The organism is Microscilla marina ATCC 23134 (assembly GCF_000169175.1).
Classification (GTDB): Bacteria; Bacteroidota; Bacteroidia; order Cytophagales; family Microscillaceae; genus Microscilla; species Microscilla marina.
Window position 1 is genome coordinate 1 of the sequence record NZ_AAWS01000005.1, and the last position, 25,170, is coordinate 25,170.

General features: G+C 42.8%; 20 protein-coding genes. 17 read left to right on the plus strand and 3 right to left on the minus strand.

Features of this window, described 5'->3' with window-relative positions; translation table 11 throughout:
• From M23134_RS05145 to M23134_RS05210, 13 genes are all read left to right on the plus strand, one after another.
• Nucleotides 1-579: BKACE family enzyme (locus M23134_RS05145; protein ID WP_045113053.1), on the plus strand; the 579-nt coding region annotated here is incomplete at its 5' end.
• Nucleotides 580-738: 159 nt separating this feature from the next.
• Nucleotides 739-2,325, plus strand: a complete 1,587-nt coding sequence (locus M23134_RS05150) for a phytoene desaturase family protein (protein ID WP_002694371.1) — start codon at nucleotides 739-741, stop codon at nucleotides 2,323-2,325.
• A 225-nt stretch (nucleotides 2,326-2,550) separates the two neighbouring features.
• On the plus strand, nucleotides 2,551-2,913 hold the full coding sequence (locus M23134_RS05155) for a four helix bundle protein (RefSeq protein WP_002694372.1): 363 nt from the start codon (nucleotides 2,551-2,553) through the stop codon (nucleotides 2,911-2,913).
• Nucleotides 2,914-3,142: 229 nt separating this feature from the next.
• Nucleotides 3,143-3,958: an SDR family oxidoreductase gene (locus M23134_RS05160; RefSeq protein WP_002694374.1), complete on the plus strand. Its 816-nt coding sequence runs from the start codon at nucleotides 3,143-3,145 to the stop codon at nucleotides 3,956-3,958.
• Between the two features lie 617 nt (nucleotides 3,959-4,575).
• Nucleotides 4,576-6,252: an AMP-binding protein gene (locus tag M23134_RS05165; RefSeq protein ID WP_002694375.1), complete on the plus strand. Its 1,677-nt coding sequence runs from the start codon at nucleotides 4,576-4,578 to the stop codon at nucleotides 6,250-6,252.
• A 266-nt stretch (nucleotides 6,253-6,518) separates the two neighbouring features.
• Nucleotides 6,519-7,697, plus strand: coding sequence for an acyl-CoA dehydrogenase family protein (locus M23134_RS05170; RefSeq protein WP_002694376.1), 1,179 nt, complete (start codon nucleotides 6,519-6,521; stop codon nucleotides 7,695-7,697).
• 188 nt (nucleotides 7,698-7,885) lie between these two features.
• Complete coding sequence (locus tag M23134_RS05175; protein WP_002694377.1) at nucleotides 7,886-9,424, plus strand: acyl-CoA dehydrogenase family protein; 1,539 nt, start codon at nucleotides 7,886-7,888, stop codon at nucleotides 9,422-9,424.
• 502 nt (nucleotides 9,425-9,926) lie between these two features.
• Nucleotides 9,927-10,649, plus strand: coding sequence for a hypothetical protein (locus tag M23134_RS05185; RefSeq protein ID WP_002694380.1), 723 nt, complete (start codon nucleotides 9,927-9,929; stop codon nucleotides 10,647-10,649).
• Nucleotides 10,650-10,845: 196 nt separating this feature from the next.
• Nucleotides 10,846-11,514, plus strand: coding sequence for a hypothetical protein (locus M23134_RS05190; RefSeq protein WP_002694381.1), 669 nt, complete (start codon nucleotides 10,846-10,848; stop codon nucleotides 11,512-11,514).
• 25 nt (nucleotides 11,515-11,539) lie between these two features.
• Nucleotides 11,540-12,121, plus strand: a complete 582-nt coding sequence (locus tag M23134_RS05195) for a hypothetical protein (protein ID WP_157558352.1) — start codon at nucleotides 11,540-11,542, stop codon at nucleotides 12,119-12,121.
• A 111-nt stretch (nucleotides 12,122-12,232) separates the two neighbouring features.
• Entirely contained in the window at nucleotides 12,233-12,937 is a 705-nt protein-coding gene (locus M23134_RS05200; RefSeq protein WP_002694383.1) for a hypothetical protein, read from the plus strand.
• Nucleotides 12,938-13,054: 117 nt separating this feature from the next.
• The gene (locus M23134_RS05205; protein WP_002694384.1) at nucleotides 13,055-13,666 is read left to right on the plus strand and encodes a hypothetical protein; all 612 of its coding nucleotides are present in this window, start codon (nucleotides 13,055-13,057) and stop codon (nucleotides 13,664-13,666) included.
• Between the two features lie 902 nt (nucleotides 13,667-14,568).
• Complete coding sequence (locus M23134_RS05210) at nucleotides 14,569-14,925, plus strand: hypothetical protein (RefSeq protein WP_002694387.1); 357 nt, start codon at nucleotides 14,569-14,571, stop codon at nucleotides 14,923-14,925.
• Here the strand turns inward: M23134_RS05210 and M23134_RS42445 are convergent.
• Nucleotides 14,922-15,053, minus strand: coding sequence for a hypothetical protein (locus M23134_RS42445; RefSeq protein WP_002694388.1), 132 nt, complete (start codon nucleotides 15,051-15,053; stop codon nucleotides 14,922-14,924). The genes M23134_RS05210 and M23134_RS42445 overlap by 4 nt on opposite strands.
• Before the next feature lie 116 nt (nucleotides 15,054-15,169).
• Here M23134_RS42445 and M23134_RS05215 point away from each other — a divergent pair, with 116 nt between their 5' ends.
• The 4 genes from M23134_RS05215 (at nucleotide 15,170) to M23134_RS05230 (ending at nucleotide 20,929) form a co-directional block, all read left to right on the plus strand.
• Nucleotides 15,170-16,045 carry a hypothetical protein gene (locus M23134_RS05215; protein WP_002694390.1) on the plus strand — a complete coding sequence of 292 codons (876 nt, stop codon included), beginning with the start codon at nucleotides 15,170-15,172 and terminating at the stop codon, nucleotides 16,043-16,045.
• A 572-nt stretch (nucleotides 16,046-16,617) separates the two neighbouring features.
• The gene (locus M23134_RS05220; protein ID WP_002694392.1) at nucleotides 16,618-17,124 is read left to right on the plus strand and encodes an RNA polymerase sigma factor; all 507 of its coding nucleotides are present in this window, start codon (nucleotides 16,618-16,620) and stop codon (nucleotides 17,122-17,124) included.
• Nucleotides 17,114-17,989: a FecR family protein gene (locus tag M23134_RS05225; RefSeq protein ID WP_002694393.1), complete on the plus strand. Its 876-nt coding sequence runs from the start codon at nucleotides 17,114-17,116 to the stop codon at nucleotides 17,987-17,989. Before M23134_RS05220 ends, M23134_RS05225 begins: the two co-directional genes overlap by 11 nt.
• 432 nt (nucleotides 17,990-18,421) lie before the next feature.
• Complete coding sequence (locus M23134_RS05230; protein ID WP_082226520.1) at nucleotides 18,422-20,929, plus strand: TonB-dependent receptor; 2,508 nt, start codon at nucleotides 18,422-18,424, stop codon at nucleotides 20,927-20,929.
• Between the two features lie 213 nt (nucleotides 20,930-21,142).
• Here the strand turns inward: M23134_RS05230 and M23134_RS05235 are convergent, their stop codons facing one another.
• Together M23134_RS05235 and M23134_RS05240 are read right to left on the minus strand one after the other, a co-directional pair.
• Nucleotides 21,143-22,621: a PepSY-associated TM helix domain-containing protein gene (locus tag M23134_RS05235; protein ID WP_045113056.1), complete on the minus strand. Its 1,479-nt coding sequence runs from the start codon at nucleotides 22,619-22,621 to the stop codon at nucleotides 21,143-21,145.
• 18 nt (nucleotides 22,622-22,639) lie between these two features.
• The gene (locus M23134_RS05240) at nucleotides 22,640-25,003 is read right to left on the minus strand and encodes a TonB-dependent receptor (RefSeq protein WP_198144981.1); all 2,364 of its coding nucleotides are present in this window, start codon (nucleotides 25,001-25,003) and stop codon (nucleotides 22,640-22,642) included.
• Nucleotides 25,004-25,170: the final 167 nt, after the last annotated feature.

Sequence of the window (25,170 nt, forward strand, 5' to 3'; positions counted from 1 at the left end):
GCCGATATGGCGGCTTTTAATATGGGCAGTATGAACTATGCAATTTACTCTAAAAAAGCCAAAAAATTCCACTGGAATACCATCTTCCAAAACTCGTTTGACGACATGATATTTTATGTGGAAAAAATGAATGAAGCAGGTACCATTCCTGAAATGGAGTGTTTTGATACCGGACACATCCATAATGCCCAACCCTTGCGCGAAATGGGGCTTGTGCCCGATAATGCTGTATACAGCCTGGTAATGGGGGTATTGGGCGGCATTCCGGCAAGTACCGAAAACTTGATGCACCAAATAAGACAAGTACCCGATGGCAGACACTGGCAGGTGATCGGCATTAGCCGCAAGCAATGGCAACTTGCTGCTGTAGCCATTACTATGGGGGGCAGCTTTAGGGTTGGTTTAGAAGATAACTTTTACTTGCCTAACGGCGAAATGGCAAAATCGAACGGCGAGTGTGTAGATGCTGGCGTGCACCTGACCCATACAATGGGGCGCGAGGTGGCTACTATAGACGAAGCTAGAGAGATGTTGAACATTCCATTGGTTAGTCCACAGGCAACAGTCAACAGTCAATAGTTTAGTCGGGAGTCCGTAGTCAGGAGTTAGCCTGAAGCGATTTAACAATTAGTCCAGAGTTGGGAGTCCGTAGTCAGGAGTTAGCCTGAAGCGATTTCTCAACTATGAGAACAACTCCCAACTACGGACTCCTGACTAAAGAACTAAAAAACTAAAAAAATGATACAATCATACAAGAAAAACTACAAAGCACTAGATCATTACGACGCTATTTTTATAGGGTCAGGTTTGGGTAGTTTGACATCTGCCGCTTTGATGGCAAAAGAGGGTAAAAAAGTATTGGTGCTGGAGCGCCACTATACTGCTGGGGGGTTTACCCATATTTTTAAGCGCCGGGGGTATGAGTGGGACGTAGGGATTCACTATATAGGAGAAGTACACCGTGAGCAAAGCGTGCTACGCAAGTTGTTTGACTACATTACCGATAGCCAGCTCAAATGGGCTGACATGGGCGAGGTATACGACCGCATCGTAATTGGTGAGAAAATGTATGATTTTGTAAAAGGCACCGCCAATTTTAAAGAAAAGCTCAAGGAATATTTTCCGGCAGAAGCCGACGCTATAGACCAATATGTAGACTTGGTGTTTAAGGTAACCAAAACCAGTCGTAATTTTTATATGGAGAAGGCAATGCCCCCCATGGTAAGCAAGATGTCGGGTGGTTTGATGCGCAACCCTTACCTAAAATATGCCACCCGTACTACCCAGGATGTGCTCGAAGAAATCACCCAAAACCAAGAACTCATCAAAGTACTTACCGGGCAGTATGGCGACTATGGTTTGCCTCCCAAACAAAGTAGTTTTGGTATGCATGCTTCTTTGGTTCGTCACTATTTTTCGGGGGGTAACTTCCCTATCGGAGGGTCGTCGCAGGTGGTAGACACTATAGCCCCTGTACTGGAAGCGTCGGGCAGTACTATTTTGGTAAGTGCCGAAGTAGATGAGGTGATCATAGAGAACAACAAGGCAGTAGGCGTAAAAATGGCAGATGGCAAAGAGTTTCGCGCCGATAGAGTAGTGAGTGGAGCAGGGGTAATGACTACCTACAAAACCCTGGTGCCTGAAGCAGTGGTAAAAAAACATCAGCTCGATGAACAAGTCACCAAGGTAAACAATTCGGTAGCCCACCTTTCGCTGTATATTGGGCTCAAAGGTTCGCCCGAAGAACTTAAGTTGCCCAAGGCTAATTATTGGGTGTACCCCGGAGATTTAAGCCACGACGAATGTGTGGAACGTTACAGCCAAGATACCAGTCAGCCATTTCCTGTGGTATATGTATCTTTTCCTTCGGCCAAAGACCCTGATTGGAGCAACCGTTACCCTGGGCGCAGCACCATCGATATTATTACCCTAATGCCTTACAATGTGTTTGAAAAATGGGAGAACACCCGCTGGAAAAAACGAGGGGAAGAGTATGAAGCACTCAAAGAAGAATATTCGCAACGCCTGTTAGAGGAACTTTTCAAACTAGAGCCTCACTTGCGTGGAAAAATCGATTGCTATGAGCTATCAACCCCTATTACTACCAAGCATTTTATCAATTATGAGAAAGGCGAGATTTACGGTTTAGACCATAGCCCTGAACGTTTTAAGCACAAATTTTTGCGTCCGCATACGCCCATCAAAAACTTTTACCTTACTGGACAAGACATTGTAACAGCAGGCATAGGTGGGGCACTGTTTTCGGGCTTGCTTACAACCTCGGCCATTACCAAAAAGAATTTGCTGAAGAAAGTGATGGGGTAGTTTTTTAGTCCGTAGTTGGTAGTCAGTAGGCGAGAGTTAGGAGTTGGGAGTAATTATAGTCTCAAGCTTTTTGAGTAGTTTGTTAAATACTCCCGACCCCCAACTAAAAAACTAAAAACTATGGGTAGATACTCCCAACTATGGACTCCCGACTCTCAACTAAAAAACTAAAAACTATGGGTAGATACTCCCGACTATGGACTCCCGACTCTCAACTAAAAAACTATGGCATTCAAGTTTGAAAACCTAAAGGTATGGCAAAGAGCACTTGATTATACATTGGCAATACACGAAGTGACTTTGGGTTTCCCTAAAAGTGAGCTAAGCATTCTCACAAGACAGGTAAAACGAGCCACTGACTCCATAGCACTCAATATTGCCGAGGGTTCAACCAATCAAAGTAATGCTGAGTTTGGGCGATTTTTGGGATATGCAGCAAGGTCAGGTATAGAAGTCGTAAGTTGTTTACACATTGCCAAAAAACGTAATCTCATTGACCAATCAAAGTTTGAAGAATTGTACAATGAGATAACCGAAATCATTAAAATGATTTATGGCTTAAAGAGGTCAATAGCTGGGAGTCAGTAGACGAGAGGTGAGAGTCGGTATTTAGGAGACGGGGACAAAAATTTAAAAACGCGAGTCTATCAATACTACGGACTACCCCAAAGCTTATCGCTAAAAACTAAATACTGTAGAAGCTTCTATCTGTTTATCTTATAAATGTTTGATAATCAATGTTTTGTAAGATGGATGGTATGCTTGAAAGCTGTAGAAGCTACCAACTACCAACTATTGACTAAAAAACTAAAAAAACATGTTTCAAAAAGATTTATTCAAAGATAAAGTAGTATTGGTGACAGGTGGGCGTAGTGGCATAGGCTATGCCATTAGCCAGATGATGCTAGAGCTGGGCGCCAAGGTGGTCATTGCTTCACGCAAAGAAGATTTGCTCAAACAAGCCGCCGAAGAACTGAGTCAATATGGCGAGTGTAGTTACCTGGCTTGCGACATCCGCGAAAGCGACCAACGCACGGCACTGATGGAAAAAATAAAGGCAGATAATGGTAGACTCGATATATTGGTAAACAATGCGGGAGGTCAGTTTCCGGCACCTGCCGAAACCATTAGCGAAAATGGATGGGATGCAGTGATTAATAATAATTTAAACGGCACCTTTCACATGAGTAGTTTAATGGCTCGCCACTTTTTTATTCCGCAAAAAGAAGGCTGTATCATCAACATCATTGCCAATATTTATAGAGGGTTTCCTTCTATGGTGCACACTGGAGCCGCACGTGCCGGGGTAGAAAACCTGACCAAAACTTTAGCGGTAGAGTGGGGCGATTATAACATTAGGGTAAACGCCATTGCTCCTGGTACCATAGAGTCTTCCGGTTTAGACACTTACCCAAAACCGGTGCAAGATATTTTGGGCGAAGCCAGGGCAGCGGTGCCCCTCAAGCGGTTTGGTACGGTAACAGAAATAGCCAACACTACTTGTTTTTTGGCAAGCCCATTGGCAAGCTATATTAGTGGAGTAAGCTTATATGTAGACGGTGCCCAGCACCTAAACGGTGGCGACCCCATGAAGTTGACCCGTTTGATGAGGGCTTTTACTAAAAGTCGGTAGTTGTTAGTCGGGAGTCGGTAGTTAGTAGTCAGGAGTTAGCGCGAAGCGATTAGTCGGGAGTCGGTAGTTAGTAGTCAGGAGTTAGCGTGAAGCGATTAGTCGGGAGTCGGTAGTTAGTAGTCAGGATTTAGCATGAAGCGATTAGTCGGTAGTCGGTAGTTAGGGAAGCGAAAAAAATAACTTCCTTGACTTCTATTTTTGGCATACGGAATTAGGGTTGTGCGAAGTTTTTAAAATTATTGATATACAAACATTTATGCATAAATCAAGTAGGGGCTACCCTTGTGGTCGCCCTAGCGAAGGAGTGCATACGCCGGCGGAAAGAAAGGCGCTGTTGGTCAGACACGACGCAAATGAGTATACTGTTTCAAAGTACAAGTGTGTATGCCATTTTTTTAAGTTGGGTAATTAATTACTTTCTTATCCCTTAGTAGTCAGGATTTAGCGTGAAGCGATTAGTCGGGAGTCGGTAGTTAGTAGTCAGGAGTTAGCGTGAAGCGGCTTTATCAATTTTCAATTATGAGAAAGGCTATCGACCATCGATTAAAGCGTACCAAGGACTTTGCAACCTACAAGAACTCCCGACTCCCGACTAACAACTAAAAAAACTAAAAGTTATGAAAAATCACCTGGAAACCCACATAGAAGCCTTTTATCGCTGGGAAAAACAAAAAGCCCAGCAACCTTTTTTGCGTCAGCCTTACGGCAAGCAGTGGAAAACCCTTACTTATGCTGAAGCAGGGCAAGAAGCCCGTCGTATGGTCAGCGCTTTGCAAGCAATGGGTTTGCAAAAGGGCGACCATGTGGGCATATTGTCTAAAAACTGCTACCATTGGATATTGACTGATTTGGCAATAATGATGGGAGGATTTGTATCAGTTCCTTTTTATGCCAGTTTGCCCGCTGACCAACTCAAGGTAGTAGTAGAAAAAAGCCATATCAAAGCATTGTTTTTGGGTAAGCTGGAAGAGTGGGATGAAGACAAATCCTTGGTATTGCCATCCGAACTCAAGGTGATCAGGTACCCACATTATGAGGGCAATGCCCGCATTGAAGAGGGAGAAGCCTGGACTGATTTGGTGAACGATCATGAGCCAATGCAGGGCGATCCATTACCTGATCCAGACGATTTGTGGACCATACTATTTACTTCAGGCACTACCGGGCAGCCCAAAGGTGTAATGCATACTTATGGCAACCTGGCGCGGGTATTTCAAGCCGAGTTTGCCACCAACTGGATAGGCATAGCCAAGCTCAAAGCCCAGCGGTTTTTCTCGTTTTTGCCGCTCAACCACGTAGGCGAGCGAGTAGGCATAGAAGGCTCTTGCCTATATATAGGTGGCACTATGTCGTTTGGCGAATCGCTAGATACTTTTGCCCACAACCTACAGCAAACCCAACCCACGGTGTTTTTTGCGGTGCCTCGTATCTGGACTAAGTTTCAAATGGGGGTATTGGGTAAAATGTCTCAGGAAAGGCTGGATTTATTGCTTAAAATTCCGATTGTATCGGGTTTTGTCAAAAAGAAAATAAGAAAAGCCCTCGGAATGGGCAGTGTCGAAGTAGTGGCAACAGGTGCCGCCATTACGCCCGAACATCTCAAACAATGGTTTTTAAAACTGGGTATTCGCTTGCGCGAAGCCTATGGAATGACCGAAGTGTGTGGCTCTATTACCAACACCCCCAAAGACAGCAACCGACCAGGCAGTGTGGGTAAGGTGATTCCGTTGGCTGAGATAAAAATACATCCCGACACTGGCGAAGTACTCATGAAGTCGCCCCAAATGATGACAGGCTACTACAACGAACCCGAAAAAACTGCCGAAGTACTGAAGGGTGAGTGGTTGAGCAGTGGCGATAAAGGGGTAATAGATGAAGATGGTTTTTTACATATAGTGGGCAGGGTAAAAGACGCTTTTAAAACCTCTAAAGGCAAATACATTGTGCCTAACCCTTATGAAGAAGCCCTTGCTGACAATGATGTGATAGAGCAGGTATGTGTAGCTGGGCTAGGGCTGCCCAATCCTATAGTGTTGGTCAATTTGTCGGAAATAGGGCAGGCAATTGAAAAAGAAAAGATAGAAACAAGGCTAAGGGAAGATTTGAGCAAAATAAACGAAAGTTTGCCGGGTTTTCAGAAACTGGCAACTTTGGTGATTACTCAAGAAACCTGGAGCGAAGCAAATAATTTACTGACGCCTACGATGAAAATACGTCGAAGTGCAATTGATGACAGGTATGCCACCAAGTATGAGCAATGGTTCAATGGACGCAAGATGATTGTATGGGAGTAAACTGGTATATAGCCTCAAGCTTTTAGCGCCAAGTCCTTAGATACCGATGTATATCGGTGCTGCAAGTTGAAAGCTACTTTCCAAGTTTCTACGGTTTTACAACTATTTGACTTTTAGCAGTTTATAGATTCAGGGATAGAAGTTGGAAGCCGGAAAATGGTGACCAAACTTGTCACTTGCCCCTTTAATGTCTACAGAGTAATCACTTGTCGCTTATGCCTTGCCCCTTTAAAAGCTACCAACTAAATAACTAAAGAAAAAAAAGCATGAAATCATATTATTTTACAGAAGAACATCAGATGTTTCGCCAAAGCCTGCGCGATTTTTTGGCAAAAGAAGTAACCCCTCATATAGATGAATGGGAAACTAAAGGCGAAATACCACGCGAAATATTTAAACGCTTTGGCGATATGGGCTACCTGGGCATCGCCTTGCCCGAAGCCTATGGGGGAACCGACCTTGACTATTTTTATTCGATCATTTTTAACGAAGAAATGGTACGGGTAAACTCAGGTGGCTTTGGGGCAGCTATAGGTGCCCACGCCTCGCTTGCCCTGGTACATATGAATGCTGAAGGCAACGAAGCCCAAAAGCAAAAGTACCTGGAGCCTGGCATCAAAGGTGAACTGATTGGTTGTCTTGCCATCAGCGAACCCTTTGGAGGGTCGGATGTGGCAGGTATGCGCACTACTGCAGTGCGTGAAGGCGACCATTACATCATCAATGGATCTAAAACTTTTATAACAAATGGGGTAAGCAGCGACTTTATTGTAGCAGCAGTAAAAACCAATCCTGACGCAAAGTCGGGCGGCATTAGTATGATCGTGATAGACCGAGATACACCAGGCCTAACCGCCACCAAACTCAACAAACTGGGCTGGAGAGCATCTGACACCGGCGAGATTGCGTTTAGTGATGTAAAAGTACCCGTGACCAATTTGTTGGGAGGCGAAAACCAAGGGTTTTACTACATCATGCAGCACTTTGCCCTAGAGCGATTGATGTTGGCGATTGGTGGAATGGCTACCGCAGACTATGCCTTAGAGGTGACCCTAAAGTATATGGACGAGCGCGAAGCTTTTGGGCGAAAAATTAACCGTTTTCAAGCATTGCGCCACCGCGTGGCTCAAATGGCAAGCGAGATAGAAATGAACCGGATGTTTATATACGCCATTGCCGACCGCTACCAACAGGGCGACTATGTGGTAAAAGAGGCTGCAATGGCAAAACTACTGGGTACCCAACTAAGCGACCGGGTGGTGTACGATTGCCTGCAAATGTTTGGGGGCTATGGTTTTATGGAAGACTACCCGCTGGCGCGCATGTACCGCGATAGCCGCCTGGGTACTATAGGCGGGGGCACCTCTGAAATTATGTGCGAAATTATCTCTAAAATGATGATAGATGACAAGGCTTATGAGAAGGCTACTAGTCTCAAGGTATGAGCTACAAGCTACAAGTAATACTGATTTTGCCTGAATAAGTAGCAGTTTAGTGTGGATGCTATAAAAACGCAATTGGCGATAAAAAGATGGCTGGTTGCTACCTAATCCTAATAATATATAAATTAAAATCAATCGCAATAAGAACTTGAAGCTTGTCGCTTGCTCCTTATTGCTAAAAAAATAGAAATATGAAATCAAATCACTTTACCGAAGAACACGAAATGTTTCGCGAAAGCCTCCGGGCATTTTTAGATAAAGAAGCACGCCCTTATATAGATCAGTGGGAAGAAGAGCGTCGTACCCCACGCGACATCTGGAAAAAAATGGGCGAACAGGGCTACCTGGGCTTGGGCTACCCTGAAGAATACGGAGGTTCAGGGCTAGACTTTTTCTACGATGTGGTTTTCAACGAAGAAATAGGCAGACTCAATTCGGGCGGCTTTGCCATTACCCAACAGGTAACCCAATATATGTCGTCACCCTATATACTTAAGTATGGGTCTGAAGAGCTCAAACAAAAATACTTGCCTGGTATTATCTCTGGCGACTTGGTGTCTTGCATTGCTATCTCCGAACCAGGAGCAGGGTCTGATGCCGCCAACATTCAAACCCGTGCCGTGCGCGAAGGCGACCATTACATTGTCAATGGGTCTAAAACCTTTATTACCAATGGGGTATATGGCGACTTTATCATTACTGTGGTAAAAACTGACCCTGAAGCTGGATCTGCCGGGGTGAGCATGTTGGTCATAGACCGCAACGCTGAAGGAGTAACCGCCACCAAACTCAAAAAACTGGGCTGGCATTGTTCCGATACTGCCGAGTTGAGCTTTGCCGATGTAAAAGTGCCCGCCAGCAACCTGATTGGGCAAGAAGGACAAGGCTTTTATTATTTGATGAATGGCTTGCAACTTGAGCGCCTTTGTGCTGTACCTGCGGCGGTTTCGGCAATGGAAAATGCCATAGAAGTATCACTGCAGTATATGTCAGAGCGCCAGGCATTTGGTCGCCCCATCAACAAGTTTCAGGTATTACGCCACCGTATTGCCCAAATGTCGGCAGAGGTAACGGCATTAAAAGCCTTTAGTTACTACTGTTGCCAGCTATATGCCGATGGGGTGTACGACGTAAAACAATGTTCGATGGCTAAACTACTTGTCACCGAAAAGGCTGAAGAAGTGGCGACCAAGTGTCTGCAGTTTTTTGGTGGGTATGGCTTTATGGAAGACTACCCCTTGGCGCGTATGTACCGCGATGTAAGGGTGGGCACCATTGGAGGTGGCTCGTCAGAGATTATGCGTGAAATCATTGCCAAAATAGTGATAGACAGCGTAGGCTATAAGTCGGCACAAACCGATTATGCCCCACCCAAAGCCAAAAAAGCAAGCAATGGCAGTGCACCAGCCGCTCCTGCCAAAGAAGAGAGCGTAGGCTCCGCCGCCGAGATGTTGTCTGTGATTCAGAGTCAGGTAGAAAAAGTGTCGGCGTTGGGCAATACAGTCAAGTTTAATTTTGGTGCCGAACAATTATTTATTGATGGCACTGGAGCTGCCAACACGGTGTCAACAGACGACAGCGATGCAGATTGTACCGTGAGCGTATCTTTTGACGATTTTCAGGCGTTGATGCAGGGCAAGCTCAACCCAATGAACGCCGTAATGAGTGGACAAATGCAAATAGATGGTGATATGGGTGTAGCAATGAAGCTACAGTCTTTGTTTGGATAGAGACCTTTCAGGTTTTGCTACGCTTATGCAGCAAGCAAAGCTTTTTTTTTACAAAAATTAAAAAAAGCCGTTGTTTATACAAAACAACGGCTTTTGCTTTTTTACAAAAAAAAATGAGTACCCAAGTTATTCCGTCATGACGCGTTAAAAGTACTTGTATATTGTCACTTTTTGGGGCAAAATACCGTATACAAAACCAGTAGTGATCAAACAGTAAAAATAAGATGAAAAATAGCCTGTCTTTCAAATATTGGACAAACACACCCAATGTTTTTACTCTTCAAAAGAAACACCCTTTAAAATATTCTTATCTATTAACTACGTTTTTTGTAAGTTGCTGAAAATCAACGTGATACAAAAGTGTAGTTACCTGTGGAACAGGGTCTAGCTTGTGACTTGTCGCTTGAAGCTTGCCCCCTGTCGGGGCTATTAACTCCCTAAAAGACTTTGAGTAGTTTTAATTGAAAAAAACAAGGAAGTGATTTTAAACCAAACTTAAATTATGCCAAACCAACACCACAAACAAAAACAAGCGACTCAATTATGGGCGCATTATAATGTTACAGACGAACGTGTTTTCTGGAAAAACTACGAGGCATTGCTGACGGGTAATGAGAAAGCAATCAATGATAAACTCCAGGCAAATACTTCAACAATGATGGGGGTGTATCGCCCACCGTGGCATGCTTATGTGTGGCGGGTAGCTTTGGTAGTATCTGGTATAGCAGCTTACCTTTTTTTATGTATGGTCGAGTCAGAGCCTTTGCCAGAGTCTTTGAGGCCTTCTTTTTGGATTAAAATTGTGGTAGAAGTAATAATTTTTGGCATTGCTGTAGTTACCCCTATATCGTTATTGCTCGAGGCTACTGTTTTGGAAATTACTGACAAGTCGATGGTACTTACCAGTGCTTTTGTTTTTACAAAAAGCTTCGATTTAGAAAATATTGAGCAAATACAAGTAATAGAAACATATAACAGTGGGATAAAGTGGTCACATGATTTATTGGTTATCACTGCTGATAAACAATATACATTTTCATATTTTTTGAATAAAAAAAGGCATTGGCAATTCTTAGATTTTTGGAAAAGCCAAGGTGTCTCTACCAACTATGAAGGCTCTCACTATTATGGTTGGAAAAATATTAGAAAATATTATGAGAAGCAGGGGTATGTGAGTTGTGCCAATAAAAATGTTAGTAACCCAGCTTCCAAGCAGTTAAAGTAGAGGTGGGAACTAGCATAGCCTTAGCAGGTTTCTCCGAGGTTTAGTCTTATAGGTGGGTTGGTTTAGCTTTGATGAGTACCGATATTCATCGGTATCTAAGGACTCGTAAACTCGGTTGTGAAGGCACAAATCATGGCGAAAAATAGTAGGGTAGAGCACCAAGGAACCCCTTACATTCTAATAAAAATAATTAATTATGGAGCCACTTAACCCTCAAAAACCATCAGCCGAGCAGCTATGGGCAAGCTACCAACCGGGCAAGTCAAACGAAGAGAAGTTTTGGGCAAAGTATGAAGCGTTGTTGCAACAACCCGCTGCCTTGGCAAAAAACAATGTAAACAAAACCCTTGCTAAAACAGCGAAAAAAGCCCCCAGTGCTGGGGTTAATAAAAAAACCTCCAACTTTTACCCTCGTTTAGAGATTTATTTATTTAGAACACTTTTCGTTATACTAGGAGTGATTTTTACCCTTGTTTTTAGTATACTAGAGAAGCCTGCTCCCAACGCTGACCAATTGGGCTATCAGGTAATGCTTGCGGGTGGTATTTTTTTATTTGTGTTTTTGCCAATAAGTTTGTTGTTTAGACTGCCTATGCTTTCGTTCAAATCTTCGGGCATTTATTTAAGCAAAAACCTTTTATTACCTACACATTATATAGCTTGGAGTAAGGTGGTTTCGGTAAATATTAGAAAATATGATGGTTTAGGGAGCCACCTGTTAGTAGTAAAAACCCTGGATCATAAAAATTATGATATAAGCTATAGCATATCGAAACGGGCTCATCAACGTCTTTCTGCTTGGTTAGATCAACAGGCTATTCTGTTGATAGTAAACAACAACAGCCATTCCCGTTATAGGAATTAAATTGAGTGATTTGAATTGTATGTCTATGAATACACCACCACAAATATACTCGCTCGCCGAACAAGAAGCGGCTCAACTATGGGCAAGTTATTCTGATCAGAATGCTGTCCATTTCTGGAAGAAATACAACGCACTATTAAAGGCACAAAAAACCTCTCTAAAAACAACCATAATAGTAAACCAGCCCCCCAAGAGTTTGTCTACTCAAGTATACCACTCTTCGTTTTGGCGGTTGGTGTTTAATGCTGTCATAGTTAATGTACTGGTGATTTGGGTGTGGACATCAGTAGAGTTCGTTGAATATAAAATAGACCCAAAATGGCTGCTGTGGGGGTTCTTGGTTGCATCCTGGCTAGAAGTAATCTGGAAGTATAACGCCTTTAAATTAGATGATTACGGGCTTGTTGTAAGCAAAATGGGAGGCAATTTCAAAAAAATTGCCTGGGGGCAGATACAAAAGGCAGAGTTTGTTACAATCAAGCAAAATCAACATTTGAAATTAACTACTCATAAGGGAGCGGTGGCTTTTAGGGCAGCCATGTCACGTCACAAACGTACCCAATTGCAAGAAGCTATCCAGCAATACTTAGATAAATCTGCTCCCTAAGGAATAGAAATAATTGATTCGACTGATTGTACCAAGAAAGTACCCATGCACGAACAACCATCAAATACCAATAATGGATAGTGGAGTGTGTATTTAAAACACTGTATAAATATGAAGAATGCTACCCCTCAAAAACCATCAGCCGAGCAGCTATGGGCAAGCTACCAACCGGGCAAGTCAAACGAAGAGAAGTTTTGGGCAAAGTATGAGGCGTTGTTGACGCACGCCATTCAGTCCAATTTATCAATAACCCCTGTCGCTCCAACGGGGCAAACCCAGCCCAAAAACCCGGCAACATCTATTCCTGCTTTTCCTCCACCGGGTGAGCCTCGCCTGGCGGTTTTTAAACCTCGGAGCATCTCTTATACACCGCGTTTGCTGGCGTCTTTGAGCGTACCACTGGGCATTGCGCTCTATGTGTTTTTCGACACAGGAATTGTGTTTAGTAAAGACCTGACCCTTCTTTCTGTTGCCTTTATGTTAGTTTTTGGTGTGTTGACACCGCTGCTATATGCCAGTAGTGCTTATATATTTTCAATCACCCATTCGGGGCTTTATATCAAGCGGCTGCTTTTTTACTCTAACGAACATTACTTTGCCTGGCGAGATTTGTACAGTGTAGACATCATAGAAGAACACCCCAAGGGAAAAGAAATACGGGGGAAACATCGGTTGGACATAGTGCCTGTTCAAGGTAAAAAACAATCGTTTGTGTACCATTTGTCAGACGACAACCATCGAGATTTTGTCAAAGCAGTGAGGTTTCGTGTCATACACTTTAGTTGTCAAAGCAAGCATTATTACCCGGTAAAGTAAATGAAGTGAAAGTACAGAATAGCTGCGAATAAGTACGAGGTGAATTTTGTTTTTGATACGTTTTAAAAATCGTACATAATAGCCCAAGGAGCCTCCTTACATTCTATAAAATTAATTATGGAGCCACTTACCTTACAAGAACAACAAGCCAATCGGTTGTGGAAAACTTACCAACCAAATAATGAAGAGGAGTTTTGGAGACAGTATGAGCCACTGCTGGATAAAACCCAAAATCTCGTTGATTATGGTATAAAAAAAGTGTTTTGCCCCACTTTAGTCTACCTGAAACGGATAGCTTTTGCCTTGGTTGCCTGGGGAACACTTGCGTTTGTTTTGAGTACCAAACCTTGGGAAAAGACATTAGCACCTCCTCCAAGAAATGTAAGAGAAATCGATAGCCTAGTAGTGTTTGTGATATTTTTTCTGTTTTTGATGGTTTCACCCGTAATAATGCTCAGAGATTTGCACACCTGGCGCCTTACCCAATCAGAACTTATCGTGGTAAGGTTAGGTGCTCGAAAACAAAGGTTTCGCTTGCGAGACATTCGCTTGGTAGAAGTTATTTCATCTGATCAAATAGTATTGCATGCCCAAAACAAGCAACTACAATTTAGCTATCATCTTAGCACAAGCGAACACTGGAGATTTCTTTATACACTTCGGCAGCTTAGAGTGCCTACTCAATGCGAAAATACAGTGCATAGAATAAACTATAAAAGTCAAAAATAAACCCTTCAATTTATCTGGCGTGTGCTTGTCCTGCCGCTCCTTTTTATACAGCACCTGTCCCATCATATCAGCAAGAAAACGCTCCCGCCTCTTTTTAAAATCATGTTACCAACTGACCTTTTGCATTGCTTTTTTTTGTTGAATTGGAGAGAACTATAGTGTTGGTTTATAAGTGCGTCAGCTAGATTCAGCCTTAGTTTGTTGTCGTTAAGAATCTGTGAAACGAAGCCGTAAAAACAGATCACTGTTTGAGCGAAGCGAGTTTGAGCTGTTTAGCCGAAAAAGGCAGAGCTTGGGCTTCGCCCTGCGGTTCGGCGTAGTGTAACAGATTTAGACAAAACAAACTACAGCTGTGGGGTTTTTGGTTACTTTTTTACCTATAGAAAAAAGTAACGGCTCACAGATACTCGAATCATTGTATTTGATGAACTTGCTTGAAGACTGAAATATTTTATTAAGCAAATTTTTCAACCTGTGAAAGGTCAGTTACCAATACTCATAAAAATTTGATTACTTCAAAAAGGTGCGCCAACAGGAAAAATATTTGAAAAAAAATGGGGAGGAACTTTATTATAAAAGTACAATTTAAAGGCGTATAAAAATGCCTGGTTCAATGATCAATTAATCATTGTGTGGGCGTAAATTCTTCTTGATTTTGCCGCCGCAAAATCAAGAAGAAACTATCCCATGCTGTTTGTTTTCAGTACGAACTGAAAGTGCCCTTTTGTCTCCATTTTTGTGCAATTTTTGATAATTTTTTTCAACTCCTTTACCACAAAACAAAGTCACAAATTTAGGGTGAGTATACGTAGGGGCTGTCAAATACTTAGAGAACCTTAACCAAACACAAACAAATGATGTTCAAACCCTTAATAATTTTACTTTTAGTAACGATTTCCTGCGTGAGTTGTAAGAAAAAAGAGGAAGACAGTTATATTGAAAAAATTTCTGGAGTACAATCAGCCCAAGTAGCGTTTAGTACCATCAACCGAGGCGATAAAGCATCGGTAAAGTTGCGTTTTGTTGCAAATAATGGTTGCGGCGAATTTAGCCGATTTGAAGAGACCTGGAGCGAAAACAAAACTACTTTAGATGTAAAGGTATACGTGCGTTATCCGTCAGATCCTAATACTGTTTGTACCCAAGTGATTACTCCCCTTAACAAAATATATGAATTTACTCCACCTGATAGAGGAACGTATACCATACGTTTTTTTGCTGGGGGCGCTTTTATTACCAAAACCATTACTGTGCGTTAGTATTGGTGGGTAGGGCGCACCCAACCCACAATGGTTTGACCATCGGCAGCGTGACTACGTTGCCGATTTTTTTTAGCAAAAAAATTGACTGATAATATGTTGTTTTTCAGTGGTTTACATTTTTTCAAAAGCTATTTTAATGAAAAAGTAAAAGTTTTTTTGAAAAAAAAGTAGGGTGCACGAGGGTTTATGCGGTGTAGAGGTAAACATTGCAAATCAATAAAGTAAAAATAAAGAAAAAAACATGAAGACATTAAAATCAGTATTTGCTTTCTTATTAGTCGTAAGCTTTTTTTATTCTTGTAAACAACAAGACAGTGTTACCCCTAATGCCTCAGGCGATGACGAGTTGATTAGCTCTATTCAATCTGCAGTAGACAAACAAACCGTGAGTACCGAGGCACTGCCCACCAGTTCGCAATCAGAAGTAAGCCACGATTGTTCTCAGAGCGAGAGTTACGTAGCCACGGCTCAGTTGGCACCTGATTTGGGTTACCAAGTAACTATGCGACGCTCAAGAGGAGCCGATGCAGGCGAAGAGTCGGAAGCTTATTTTGACCTCAACGGAAGAAGATTGGAAGCAGGGAGCGGAACGACAGACAAAATGGGGAAAAAGGGTAAAAAAGGAAGAAAAAAACCACGCGGTAAAGACTGCTTTGAATTGGTATACCCAGTGTCGTTTACTATGCCCGATGGCAGCAATATTACGGTTGCCGACAAAGAAGGCTGGAGTGCGGTTAAGGCTTGGCACGAGGCAAATCCTGACGTAAAAGAGCGTGGCGCTATTCAGTTCCCGGTAGACATTGCCTTTGAAGATGGCACCACCCAAACCATTAGCAATCAAGACGAAATGAGTGCCGCCAAAGCTACTTGTGGAGGTGGAATCACCAAATGTTTTGAATTTAGTTTTCCGGTAAATGTGACTATGCCCGACAACTCTACCATTACCCTCAGCAGCAAAGGCGACCGTAGCTTGATCAAAGCCTGGCACGAGGCAAACCCTGATGTTGAAGGACGTGGTACGTTGGTTTTTCCAGTAAGCATTACCTACACCGACGGTACTACAGCCACCATCAACAATGAAGAAGAAATGCGCGCTGCCAAGCAATCGTGCAAATAAGTGGCGAATTTAGTCAGTTCAAATAGTGTGATATAGTTTGAAAATTCCTAAATTCCTCAAAGCTTGTCTGGGTGTATGCCCAGGCTTGCTTTTTTAAACTAAAAATTTTCAACCTCCAGTTAAAAAACATCATATATGCAAAAAAGAGAACTAAGAACTTCCGATCCCCCAGCTTCCACCTAAGGGTTTAATAAACTGCTAAAAATCAGGGTGATATAAAACCATAGTGCACTGGGGATTCAATAAATGCGCTATTTATTCGAGGGTATTTTGTTTGCTGATGCACTTCAAAAAGTGCGCAGAGTTAGTTTACAATTCCGATGTATATCGGAACCGGAGCTACGTAAACTTTTTGAAGTAAAGTCAGCGAGCTAAAGACTCCGAATAACCGAGCCTATTTCTAAATCCCGATTCATTTCATCGGGGCAGCTCTGCTGTGGCGAGCTCTGCGAAGCTAATGTGATAGGAATTTAGTTTCCAGTGCAATAGAAACCTGAAGATCAGCATCAACTTGTCGCTTGTTGCTTGTTCCTTGAAGCTATATAAGCTCCCAACTAAAAACTTTCCTAACTTTGACAAGAGAAGAATTTAAAATTTGTTTTGACCGTTGGTTCGACGAAGTCCGCAACTACATTACTTACCGATGTTGTGACGAAGAACTTGCCACCGACATTGCCCAGGAAGCTTTTATGAAAGTATGGGAAAAGGGGGTTGCCTTTCAGCAAAACCAAACCAAAGGCTTGTTGTATAAAATAGCCAATGAGCTGTGGATTTCGCAATACCGAAAATCAAAGTCGGAGAAGAAATACAAACTCTCGTTTTCGTTGAAAGTAAACGTAAGTGCCAGCCAGCGAAACGATACCGAAGACCAGATGTATTACGAAGAGCTAAAAACAAAGTACGAACAAGCGGTGAGTCAATTGCCCGAAAAACAAAGGGTGGTTTTTTTGCTAAGCCGAATGGAAAACCTTACCTATAAAGAAATTGCCCAACGCCTGGAGGTAAGCGCCAAAGCGGTAGAGAAACGGATGAATCTGGCATTAAAAGACCTTAGAAAAATTTTGAATCATGACAGATAAGAACAACGAACATAATTTGACTCCAGAGCAGGAAAAAGAACTTTTTTCTAACTTAGAGCTGTCCTATTCAAGGTCTAAAAGCGATGTGTGGGATGCCCTGCAAGACAAAATAGACGCGCAAACCCCTGCCACTGCCAAGCCTACCAAAAACAGAGGCATAGGCAAGCGCCGCCAACTGACCTATTTGAGCGCCGCCGCATCTTTGGTGCTTGTGCTAGGGTTAGGCCTCTTTGCTCGTTTTTATACCACTCAGGTATCAGCTGCCGTAGGCGAGCTTACCAGTCATACCCTGCCCGATGGCTCGATAATACACCTCAACGCTGCCTCTACTATAGCGTATGCGCCCTATTGGTGGCGGTTTGGCCGTAAAGTAAACCTAGAGGGCGAAGCATTTTTTGAAGTGCAAAAAGGTAAAAAATTCAGCGTACACTCCCGTTTGGGCACTACCCAGGTGTTAGGCACCAGTTTTAATATATTGGCACGAGGCAATGCCTATGAGGTATTGTGCAAAACCGGCAAAGTAAGGGTGAGCAACCGCCAGAGCAACCAGGTGATATTGAACCCCGGCGAGTATGCCAAACTACAAGCCAGTGAGTTGGTAAAACAAACCGATGCACAATCTAAAAAAACCATGCTTGCCTGGAGGCTCAACAAGTTTATGTACAACAACACCCCTTTGACAAAAGTTTTTGCTGATATAGAACGCCACTATAATGTAAAGATTGACCTGAGCAAAGTCAAAGAGCATCATTACACAGGACTTTTTAAAAGAAGTGTACCCGTAGAAAAGGCTTTACAAATTATATGTTATAGCTTTGAGCTAAACTTTAAAAAGCAATCGGAAGGAGAATATGTGGTTTTTTAATAACTCAAGTTACGCAATTTTCTGAAGGTCACCTGTTTCTATTGTTGAATGGCTATATTGTTGCGCAATGCGTAGCCAACCATTGAGCAATAAAGCCATATAACCATCAAAATAAGTAGGTCTGCGTAACTTCAGTTAATAATTAATCCACAGCAATAATAGGTTCAAGGTTCAAGCGACAAGTCCTCAGATACCGATGAATATCGGTGCTACGCCCTGTTTTACCAACAATTAACAAGAGGGCTTTCTTATAAAAAATGAGCAACCTCTCTGAAGCTTGCAAAGTACGAGGTTTCGATCGGGCGTAGAGACACCGCCTGAGGCTGTTAAAAGTAAAGGTGATACAAAAGCCATAACCGCTTGTATAGCAAGGTGAAAAACCCAGTACCTAGAGCCCAGAACCTGCCAAAGGCTTCCGACTAATTTGCAAATATGAGAAAAAAGTTCGTCGTCCCAATTTGTTGGCTTTTTTTATTGGTGGTTACCAAAGCCCAAGGCCAGACAATAGCACTCAACTATAGTCAGCAACCCCTCAACGAGATATTGCTCGACCTCAACGATCGCTACAAAGTACAAGTTTCTATCAACTCCCAACTGTCGGCAAATTGTATCATTAGCATCAAGCAAAGCTTCCCTACGATGGAGTCCGCCTTGCGGCAATTGGCCAAAAAATGCAGGCTTACCCTCATCAAAATAAGCGATGTTTACACTTTCAGAAAAGACAAAACCGAGGTAAAACCTTCTCCCGAAAAAAAGCATATCGCAAAGAAAAAACTCTCTCCTAAAAAATACACTTACCAAGGACAGGTGGTGGAGCAAACATCGCTCGAACCGCTGCCCTTTAGCGTTATACAATTAAATAAAGGCTATGTAGTAGCCGACCAAAACGGTCGTTTTTCGTTCAAAACCCTCCGGCAAACACAAGTCGTGAAATGCCAACACCTGGGCTACAAAGTGATCGATACCTTATTGTTGCCCGGAGGACGACTTCGAGTGGTGCTTAAGCCCCAAATAGACCTTTTGCAAGAGGTAACTATTCGTAGCACCAGCGAAACATGTGTGGCACGTTTGGGCAAAAATGCGGGACGTATCAAGTTTAACGACCTAAGCAATTCGCTGGTGCCGGGGGCAAGCAACGACCTTATTTTTAACAATTTAAGGCTTTATCCTGGCATTATGGCTTCGGGCGAGTCTACCAGCGATTTTATAATCTGGGGAGCCTACCCAGGGCAAAACCACGTCTTGTACGACGGCATTACAATGTTTAACAGTTGGGGGGTAAACGATGATATTGGCAGGGTAAACCCCTTTATGATTAAAAACATGGAGGTATACAAAGGAGGCTATAATGTGCCTTACGGCGATAGGGTAGGTGGGGTAGTACTGATCAATACCAAAGCAGGTAACCGCGACAAAGCCACTGCCGACATTAGCCTCAACAATCGCCTGGCAAACCTTTACCTCAGCGTGCCCTTGTTCAACCACAGCGCCTCTCTACAAATTGCCGGGCGTAAATCTTACTACCAATTGCTCGACCTGTCGGTGAGCCCGGTAGAAGACAAAGAAGTAATTATTCCAAATTATGACTACAGCGACCTTCACCTGAAATTTTCCTCATCGTTTGCCAACCAAGACCAACTAGAAATCAGCTTTATTGCCAGCCGCGACAACTACGAAGGGGTTTTTAGAAGCAACCTGGCGGCAAGAAAAGACTTGGTAGAAGATGTAAACGTTCAATCAGAACAAATAGGCAGTTCGCTCAAGTACATTAAAAATTGGGGCAAGGCAGGGGGCGTTTCCACCCTGGTACTCGCGCAAAGCAACTATAGCCCTGAACTTACCTCTAACCACAGTTTACAAACCAACCTGTCTACCGAGCCCAAAGTAGTCAAATCTTTTACCTGGGGCAACCAAGTAGCCGAGTATTCGGGCAAACTCACCCATCAATGGGCATTGGGGCACACCCACCAACTAGAGCTCAATGCCGGAGTGGTGGCCAACGAGACGGTGCTCAAGTCTCAGAACCAAGACAAGGTGTTGCAAGACACCAGTACTTTGCAAACCCGCCTTACTTTTTATGCCCACGACCAACTACGGCTTAGTACCCGACTGCATCTACAGTTAGGCATGAAAGCCGATGTACCACTCACAGGCAATCAAGTGTATGTACAACCACGTATCAATGCCCGGTATGACTTGGGGGCACATTATAACATTCATTTTGGTTGGGGCAAATACTACCAGTTTGTGGCAAAAAACACCATTATAGATGCTTTTGGCAACCAAACCGATATTTGGCAGGTAAGCGATGGAGTCAATGCACCAGTTACCGAGGCAGTGCACCATGTGCTGGGGGGAGCTTATCTTACCAAGGGTTTTGAAGCAAGCATGGAGGGATATTACAAAACATCTTCGGGTTTTAGGCGTTTTGTGATTCGGCGCAATACATTGCCCACCCAGCTCAACCTGGAAGCGCGTAGTCTGGGGCTGGATGTATACATTAAAAAACGTTTTCGACGGCACGAGCTATGGTTTGCCTATTCGTGGGCACGGGTAGAAGAACGCCTCAACACAGGCAGACAAACAGCCGACTACAGGCTGGCGCCTCAGAGCCAGCAACACGAGTTGAAGGCAGCATTGGTGCTCAACTTCAGTCCTTTTCATTTATCATTGACCAACGTCAATGGTTCGGGTTTTTCTAATAGCCCCCTGGAACGTGCCAATTCCGTATTTCAGCCATACCATCGTACCGATATAGCCCTGCAATACCGTTTTCAATGGCAGCATACCTATTTTGAGGCGGGTTGTTCAATACTTAACTTTTTCAATCAAGTCAATGTTCGGCTCAACCAATCGGTCAATGTGCCCAACGACAACTCTATTGTCAATACCGTAGGCATACCTTTTACGCCCACGGTGTATTTGAATGCAAAGTTTTAAGAGAAGCAAACGTTCAGGCAAATTAACTTTTCTTTTGAACCAATGGCTGGCGCACGCGTCCTCGTGTGTGTTCCTAAAGCAGTTTATTTTTAACTTAAGATGTTGTTTGCCAGTAATTTAAATCCCTCAATTGAAAGGTTAAGTTGACGCCCATGCGAACTTGTCTTCGGGGCTTTGCCAACGGCTAATTTTAAACAAGCTCTAAAGTTGTCCCTACCTAAAATTAACTTTTCTTTTGAACCACTTCCAGGTAAGGACTAACCCAGTAATGCTTAAACTAGTGCCACCCAATAGAAGTATGATTACTATAATGTCCCAAAGAGGCCGCCTAAAAAATAAGGCAGGAAAATCCAGGCTATGTAAACCATGATATACCCACCGATTTATGCGACTGGTATTTTCATATTTCATTGCCACCTTCGCAGTTTTAGGGTTGATGTAGTAAGTAGTATTAGAATTATCAGCAAGATCTATCTTCAGCACGGGTAGAGGTTTAGTGCGATGCTTGTTATAATAGTAGGCATCATAATCAGTCAGCTCTTGCACTCGCAAGACCTTTACTTTGGGGTGAATGGCCTGTACTTGCTGGATGTAAGACTGATTATCTAAGCGTTCAAGCGGTGCATACTGGTGATTACCGGGCAGTAATTTGCTCGTGCCACTTGCCATCTGTATCTGATAATAAGGCTTTCCAGCAAAACGGGTCAGGGTTAATTCACTGACTTTTTCCTTCATGTTGGCTATAGCCTTGCCTGGGCTTATGCTAAATAGTTTTGGACTCAGTTTTCCACCTTGCCACACTTTTTTTGCTTGACTACTTAGGCTATTTGAAGGACTCCATTTCCAGGGATTCATAGAAAAAAGACCACTCAATATCCAGGTAAAGGTGAATAAGCCAAATATAAATCCAGTATAATGATGCCATTTAAACCAAACCTTTTTGTAAGGACTAAACGCCCATTTATTCCCTTTTTTTCGTCTTGTTCGGACAATACCCATGTACAACCCTGCCAGGCACATCACAACTCCCACAAGGCTAAGGGCTACTACCACATCACGCCATAGTTGGGTATGAATGCGCAAGTTTTTGAAATAAATCCAATGCGGAATAGGGCCTAGCCAAGCCCATATTTTATCGGCAGTATTGAGTTTTTGAAATAATTGACCAGTAATAGAGGATACATAACATACAGTACCTTTATGATCATCTAAGTACACCCGATAAGCAGGTAGATAAGGTAAAAAACGGGTACGTGGTGTCCACTGATCCAATTCTGTCATTTTTTCAATATGAGCTATCTTGACTTTATTGCCCGTAAATTGATTGACAATGCGCTTCGCCTCATTTTTGCCAAAAGCAGGGACTTTTTGACCTGTATCAGCAAAGAAGCAGTAAAACTTCCCTTGCGTATCCTGAAGTCTATAAATTGGCCTGCCGCTTATTGACACCACACTGATAGATTCCCAATGATGGTTGACGAGGTTGTGTTTCAGGTATAACTCCTGAGGGGTAACCCAATTCTTTGATGGTGCGATGCCTTCGGCGCGCGCTAAAGTTTCTTTTTTATTGAGATAAGGAAAACCCTTATACATCATTACAAAGCCCGAGAGAAACCAAAAAAGAAACAATAAGCTCAGGGCAAAACCAGTATAACGGTGTACCCAGAGCATTTTTTTGGTCAGTTTTTTCATCCTGTTTTTAGCCATCACTTATAATCTGTATCGGAGGGTCAGTAAATAATTTCTGGTAAGCCCTGGGAAGAACTGATTACCATAAATAGCATCTCGGAAATAGACCTTGTCGGTAATATTGTTTACATTTAACCTTATTTCTCCTTTTCCAAAGTTATAAAAGATACTACCATCCAATATGGTATAAGCAGGTAGTGCATAAGTGTTGTTGGCAGCTGTGAAGTTTTTACCCGTATGATAAAGTCCTGCGCTTATCCCAAATCCTCGGAGTAAGCCCTTGGGTATCTCGTAATTTGCCCAGAAATTGGCCAAGTGATCTGGAGCAAAAGCAATACGATTGCCTGCCAAAGGATTCGTCACATCTCCTCCAAACTTTCTTATACTGATATCAGTATAGGCATACCCTGCATTAAGAGTAAAGCCCTCTAGTGGAGAAGCATTCACTTCTACCTCTACTCCTTTCGAATCGGCTGAACCTACCTGTCGAAATACACCCCCCCCCAGATTTTCCACAATATTGTTTTTACGCAGATAAAAGCCCGAAAAGGTCATAGTAAGATAAGTACTGAGGTAATAACGACCACCTATTTCCGCCTGAAAACCTGTCTCAGGATCAAACACTTGCCCATCGCCAGTGATTCTGCGGGAAGGTTTAAAATAAGTAGAGTATCCGCTGAATATAGAAAATTGTTCAATGGGCTGATAAACTAACCCTGCACGATAAGTAAGTGCTTGTGAAGGAATGTTAGTTTTTTCACCCTCAGAAGTTACATTGCGACTGGCATCTACCTCATTATCAAAGTAAGTACCGTTAAAAATGTCATACCTTAAACCGATCAATGCTTTTAGGTGATTGCCTATACTGAGCCAATCTTGTACATAAATACCCTGTACGTTTTCTAACTTTGCCTGGTAGCGGGTATCTTGATGATCGATATAGCCCTGGTTCAATATCGGATTTTGTACGGCAACCGTGGTAAATTTACCTTCGCCAAAGATGTCACCTCGATACGTTTTACGGTCCATGAGGCTGATTGAATAACCTACCAATAGCTTCTGCTCTATGTTACCAATACTAAAATCGTGGGTAAGCTCCAATTGGTTTTGTAGTGGCTTGGTGCGGTGGTTGAAGTAAAACGGGAAAGAACGCGTAAGCGAATCCTGGGTAGCATTGAAAGTGAGTTCCTCGGTAGAGAAGTAATCTATATCATCCCAATAGTATGAAAGCTGATTAGAAATTTTGGTACTTTTAGATAATTGCTTTACATAACGTATTTGAAAATCGTAACGGGTATGATTAAGGAAATCCTGTGGATCATTATAGCGATTGTGAAGGTTCATGCCGGGCACCAGGGAGCCATTTTCCAATACGGGTAAACCAGTATCAGTATCATAGCTATCTTTATTTAAACCCATTCGAATATCTAATATTTCACCATCACGAGGGCGGTATTGGATAGCGGCATAAAAATTATTAGTATTGGTGCCATAGTTTCGAAAACCATCTGACTCTGAAAGCCCAAAATCAACACGGTATGACCACTTAGAATTAATCGGACCTCCCGCCCCAGCTTGCAGTCTTCGGGTATTGAAGCTACCATAAGTAGCTGAGAAGTTGGCGTTAAACACAGGACTAGGCTGGTTTCTTACAATATTGATCACCCCTCCCAAGGCAGAATGTCCGAAAAGCACAGAAGCTGGACCTTTCAATACTTCTATACGCTCTACGTTGGCAAGGTTGGTACTGGGGGCACTGGTAGAAATATTGTGTCGTTCGTCCCTTACCCCATCAGTAAGTAAGACAAAATTGTTGAATCCACGAATGTGAAAAGTTTGAAAGCCCCCATAACGATTGATTGGGCGAACTCCAGGAGTACTTTTGACCGCTTCGCCCAAATCATCTACTCCACGCTGTACCATCAGTTGTTTAGAGACAGTATGAGCTGTCACTGGCAAATATTTGAGAGGAACATCTATTTTGTTGAGGCTTTCACTTACCCACTCTCGTTTACCACGTACCTGTATTTCATTCAAGCGCGTGTTTTTTTCGCTCAGGTTCAAGTTTACTTCACTTGTAGCTCCAGCAGTAACGGTAACTTTTTGCACAATGGTTTGGTAACCAATTCTGGAAGCAGTCAGCTTGTAAGTACCCGTTGGAACATTGTCAATAGTAAACACTCCTAAGCTATTGGTAGTGCTGCCCAAATTGGTACCCTCCAGAAGTAAACTTACATAGTGAAGGTTGTTACCTTTTTTCGTCTTGACTGTGCCCGAAATGGTTCCTATATTTTGTTGGCAATAAGCGGAAAATGAGGTAAGAAGCATTAGAATCAAAAGGCAGCGCAGGCTATGAATCATTTGAGGTATATATTTATATAGCATAATAAAATATGTTTGAAATGTTGTAATACTATTCATCAGGTAATTGCCCAAAAGCAAATAGCCTCAAGAGTATTCTTAATTTGACACTGGTACTTGCTCTTCTTGTGTGATGAAGTCAGGGCAGAGAGCAGTGTGCTAAAACATTGCTGGTGCTGTAATTCACCAAG

Coding starts and splice junctions, on each gene's coding strand:
- M23134_RS05150 (WP_002694371.1), top strand. CDS start 739: ATGATACAATCATACAAGAAAAACTACAAAGCACTAGATCATTACGAC.
- M23134_RS05155 (WP_002694372.1), top strand. CDS start 2,551: ATGGCATTCAAGTTTGAAAACCTAAAGGTATGGCAAAGAGCACTTGAT.
- M23134_RS05160 (WP_002694374.1), top strand. CDS start 3,143: ATGTTTCAAAAAGATTTATTCAAAGATAAAGTAGTATTGGTGACAGGT.
- M23134_RS05165 (WP_002694375.1), top strand. CDS start 4,576: ATGAAAAATCACCTGGAAACCCACATAGAAGCCTTTTATCGCTGGGAA.
- M23134_RS05170 (WP_002694376.1), top strand. CDS start 6,519: ATGAAATCATATTATTTTACAGAAGAACATCAGATGTTTCGCCAAAGC.
- M23134_RS05175 (WP_002694377.1), top strand. CDS start 7,886: ATGAAATCAAATCACTTTACCGAAGAACACGAAATGTTTCGCGAAAGC.
- M23134_RS05185 (WP_002694380.1), top strand. CDS start 9,927: ATGCCAAACCAACACCACAAACAAAAACAAGCGACTCAATTATGGGCG.
- M23134_RS05190 (WP_002694381.1), top strand. CDS start 10,846: ATGGAGCCACTTAACCCTCAAAAACCATCAGCCGAGCAGCTATGGGCA.
- M23134_RS05195 (WP_157558352.1), top strand. CDS start 11,540: ATGAATACACCACCACAAATATACTCGCTCGCCGAACAAGAAGCGGCT.
- M23134_RS05200 (WP_002694383.1), top strand. CDS start 12,233: ATGAAGAATGCTACCCCTCAAAAACCATCAGCCGAGCAGCTATGGGCA.
- M23134_RS05205 (WP_002694384.1), top strand. CDS start 13,055: ATGGAGCCACTTACCTTACAAGAACAACAAGCCAATCGGTTGTGGAAA.
- M23134_RS05215 (WP_002694390.1), top strand. CDS start 15,170: ATGAAGACATTAAAATCAGTATTTGCTTTCTTATTAGTCGTAAGCTTT.
- M23134_RS05225 (WP_002694393.1), top strand. CDS start 17,114: ATGACAGATAAGAACAACGAACATAATTTGACTCCAGAGCAGGAAAAA.
- M23134_RS05230 (WP_082226520.1), top strand. CDS start 18,422: ATGAGAAAAAAGTTCGTCGTCCCAATTTGTTGGCTTTTTTTATTGGTG.
- M23134_RS05235 (WP_045113056.1), bottom strand. CDS start 22,621: ATGAAAAAACTGACCAAAAAAATGCTCTGGGTACACCGTTATACTGGT.
- M23134_RS05240 (WP_198144981.1), bottom strand. CDS start 25,003: ATGCTATATAAATATATACCTCAAATGATTCATAGCCTGCGCTGCCTT.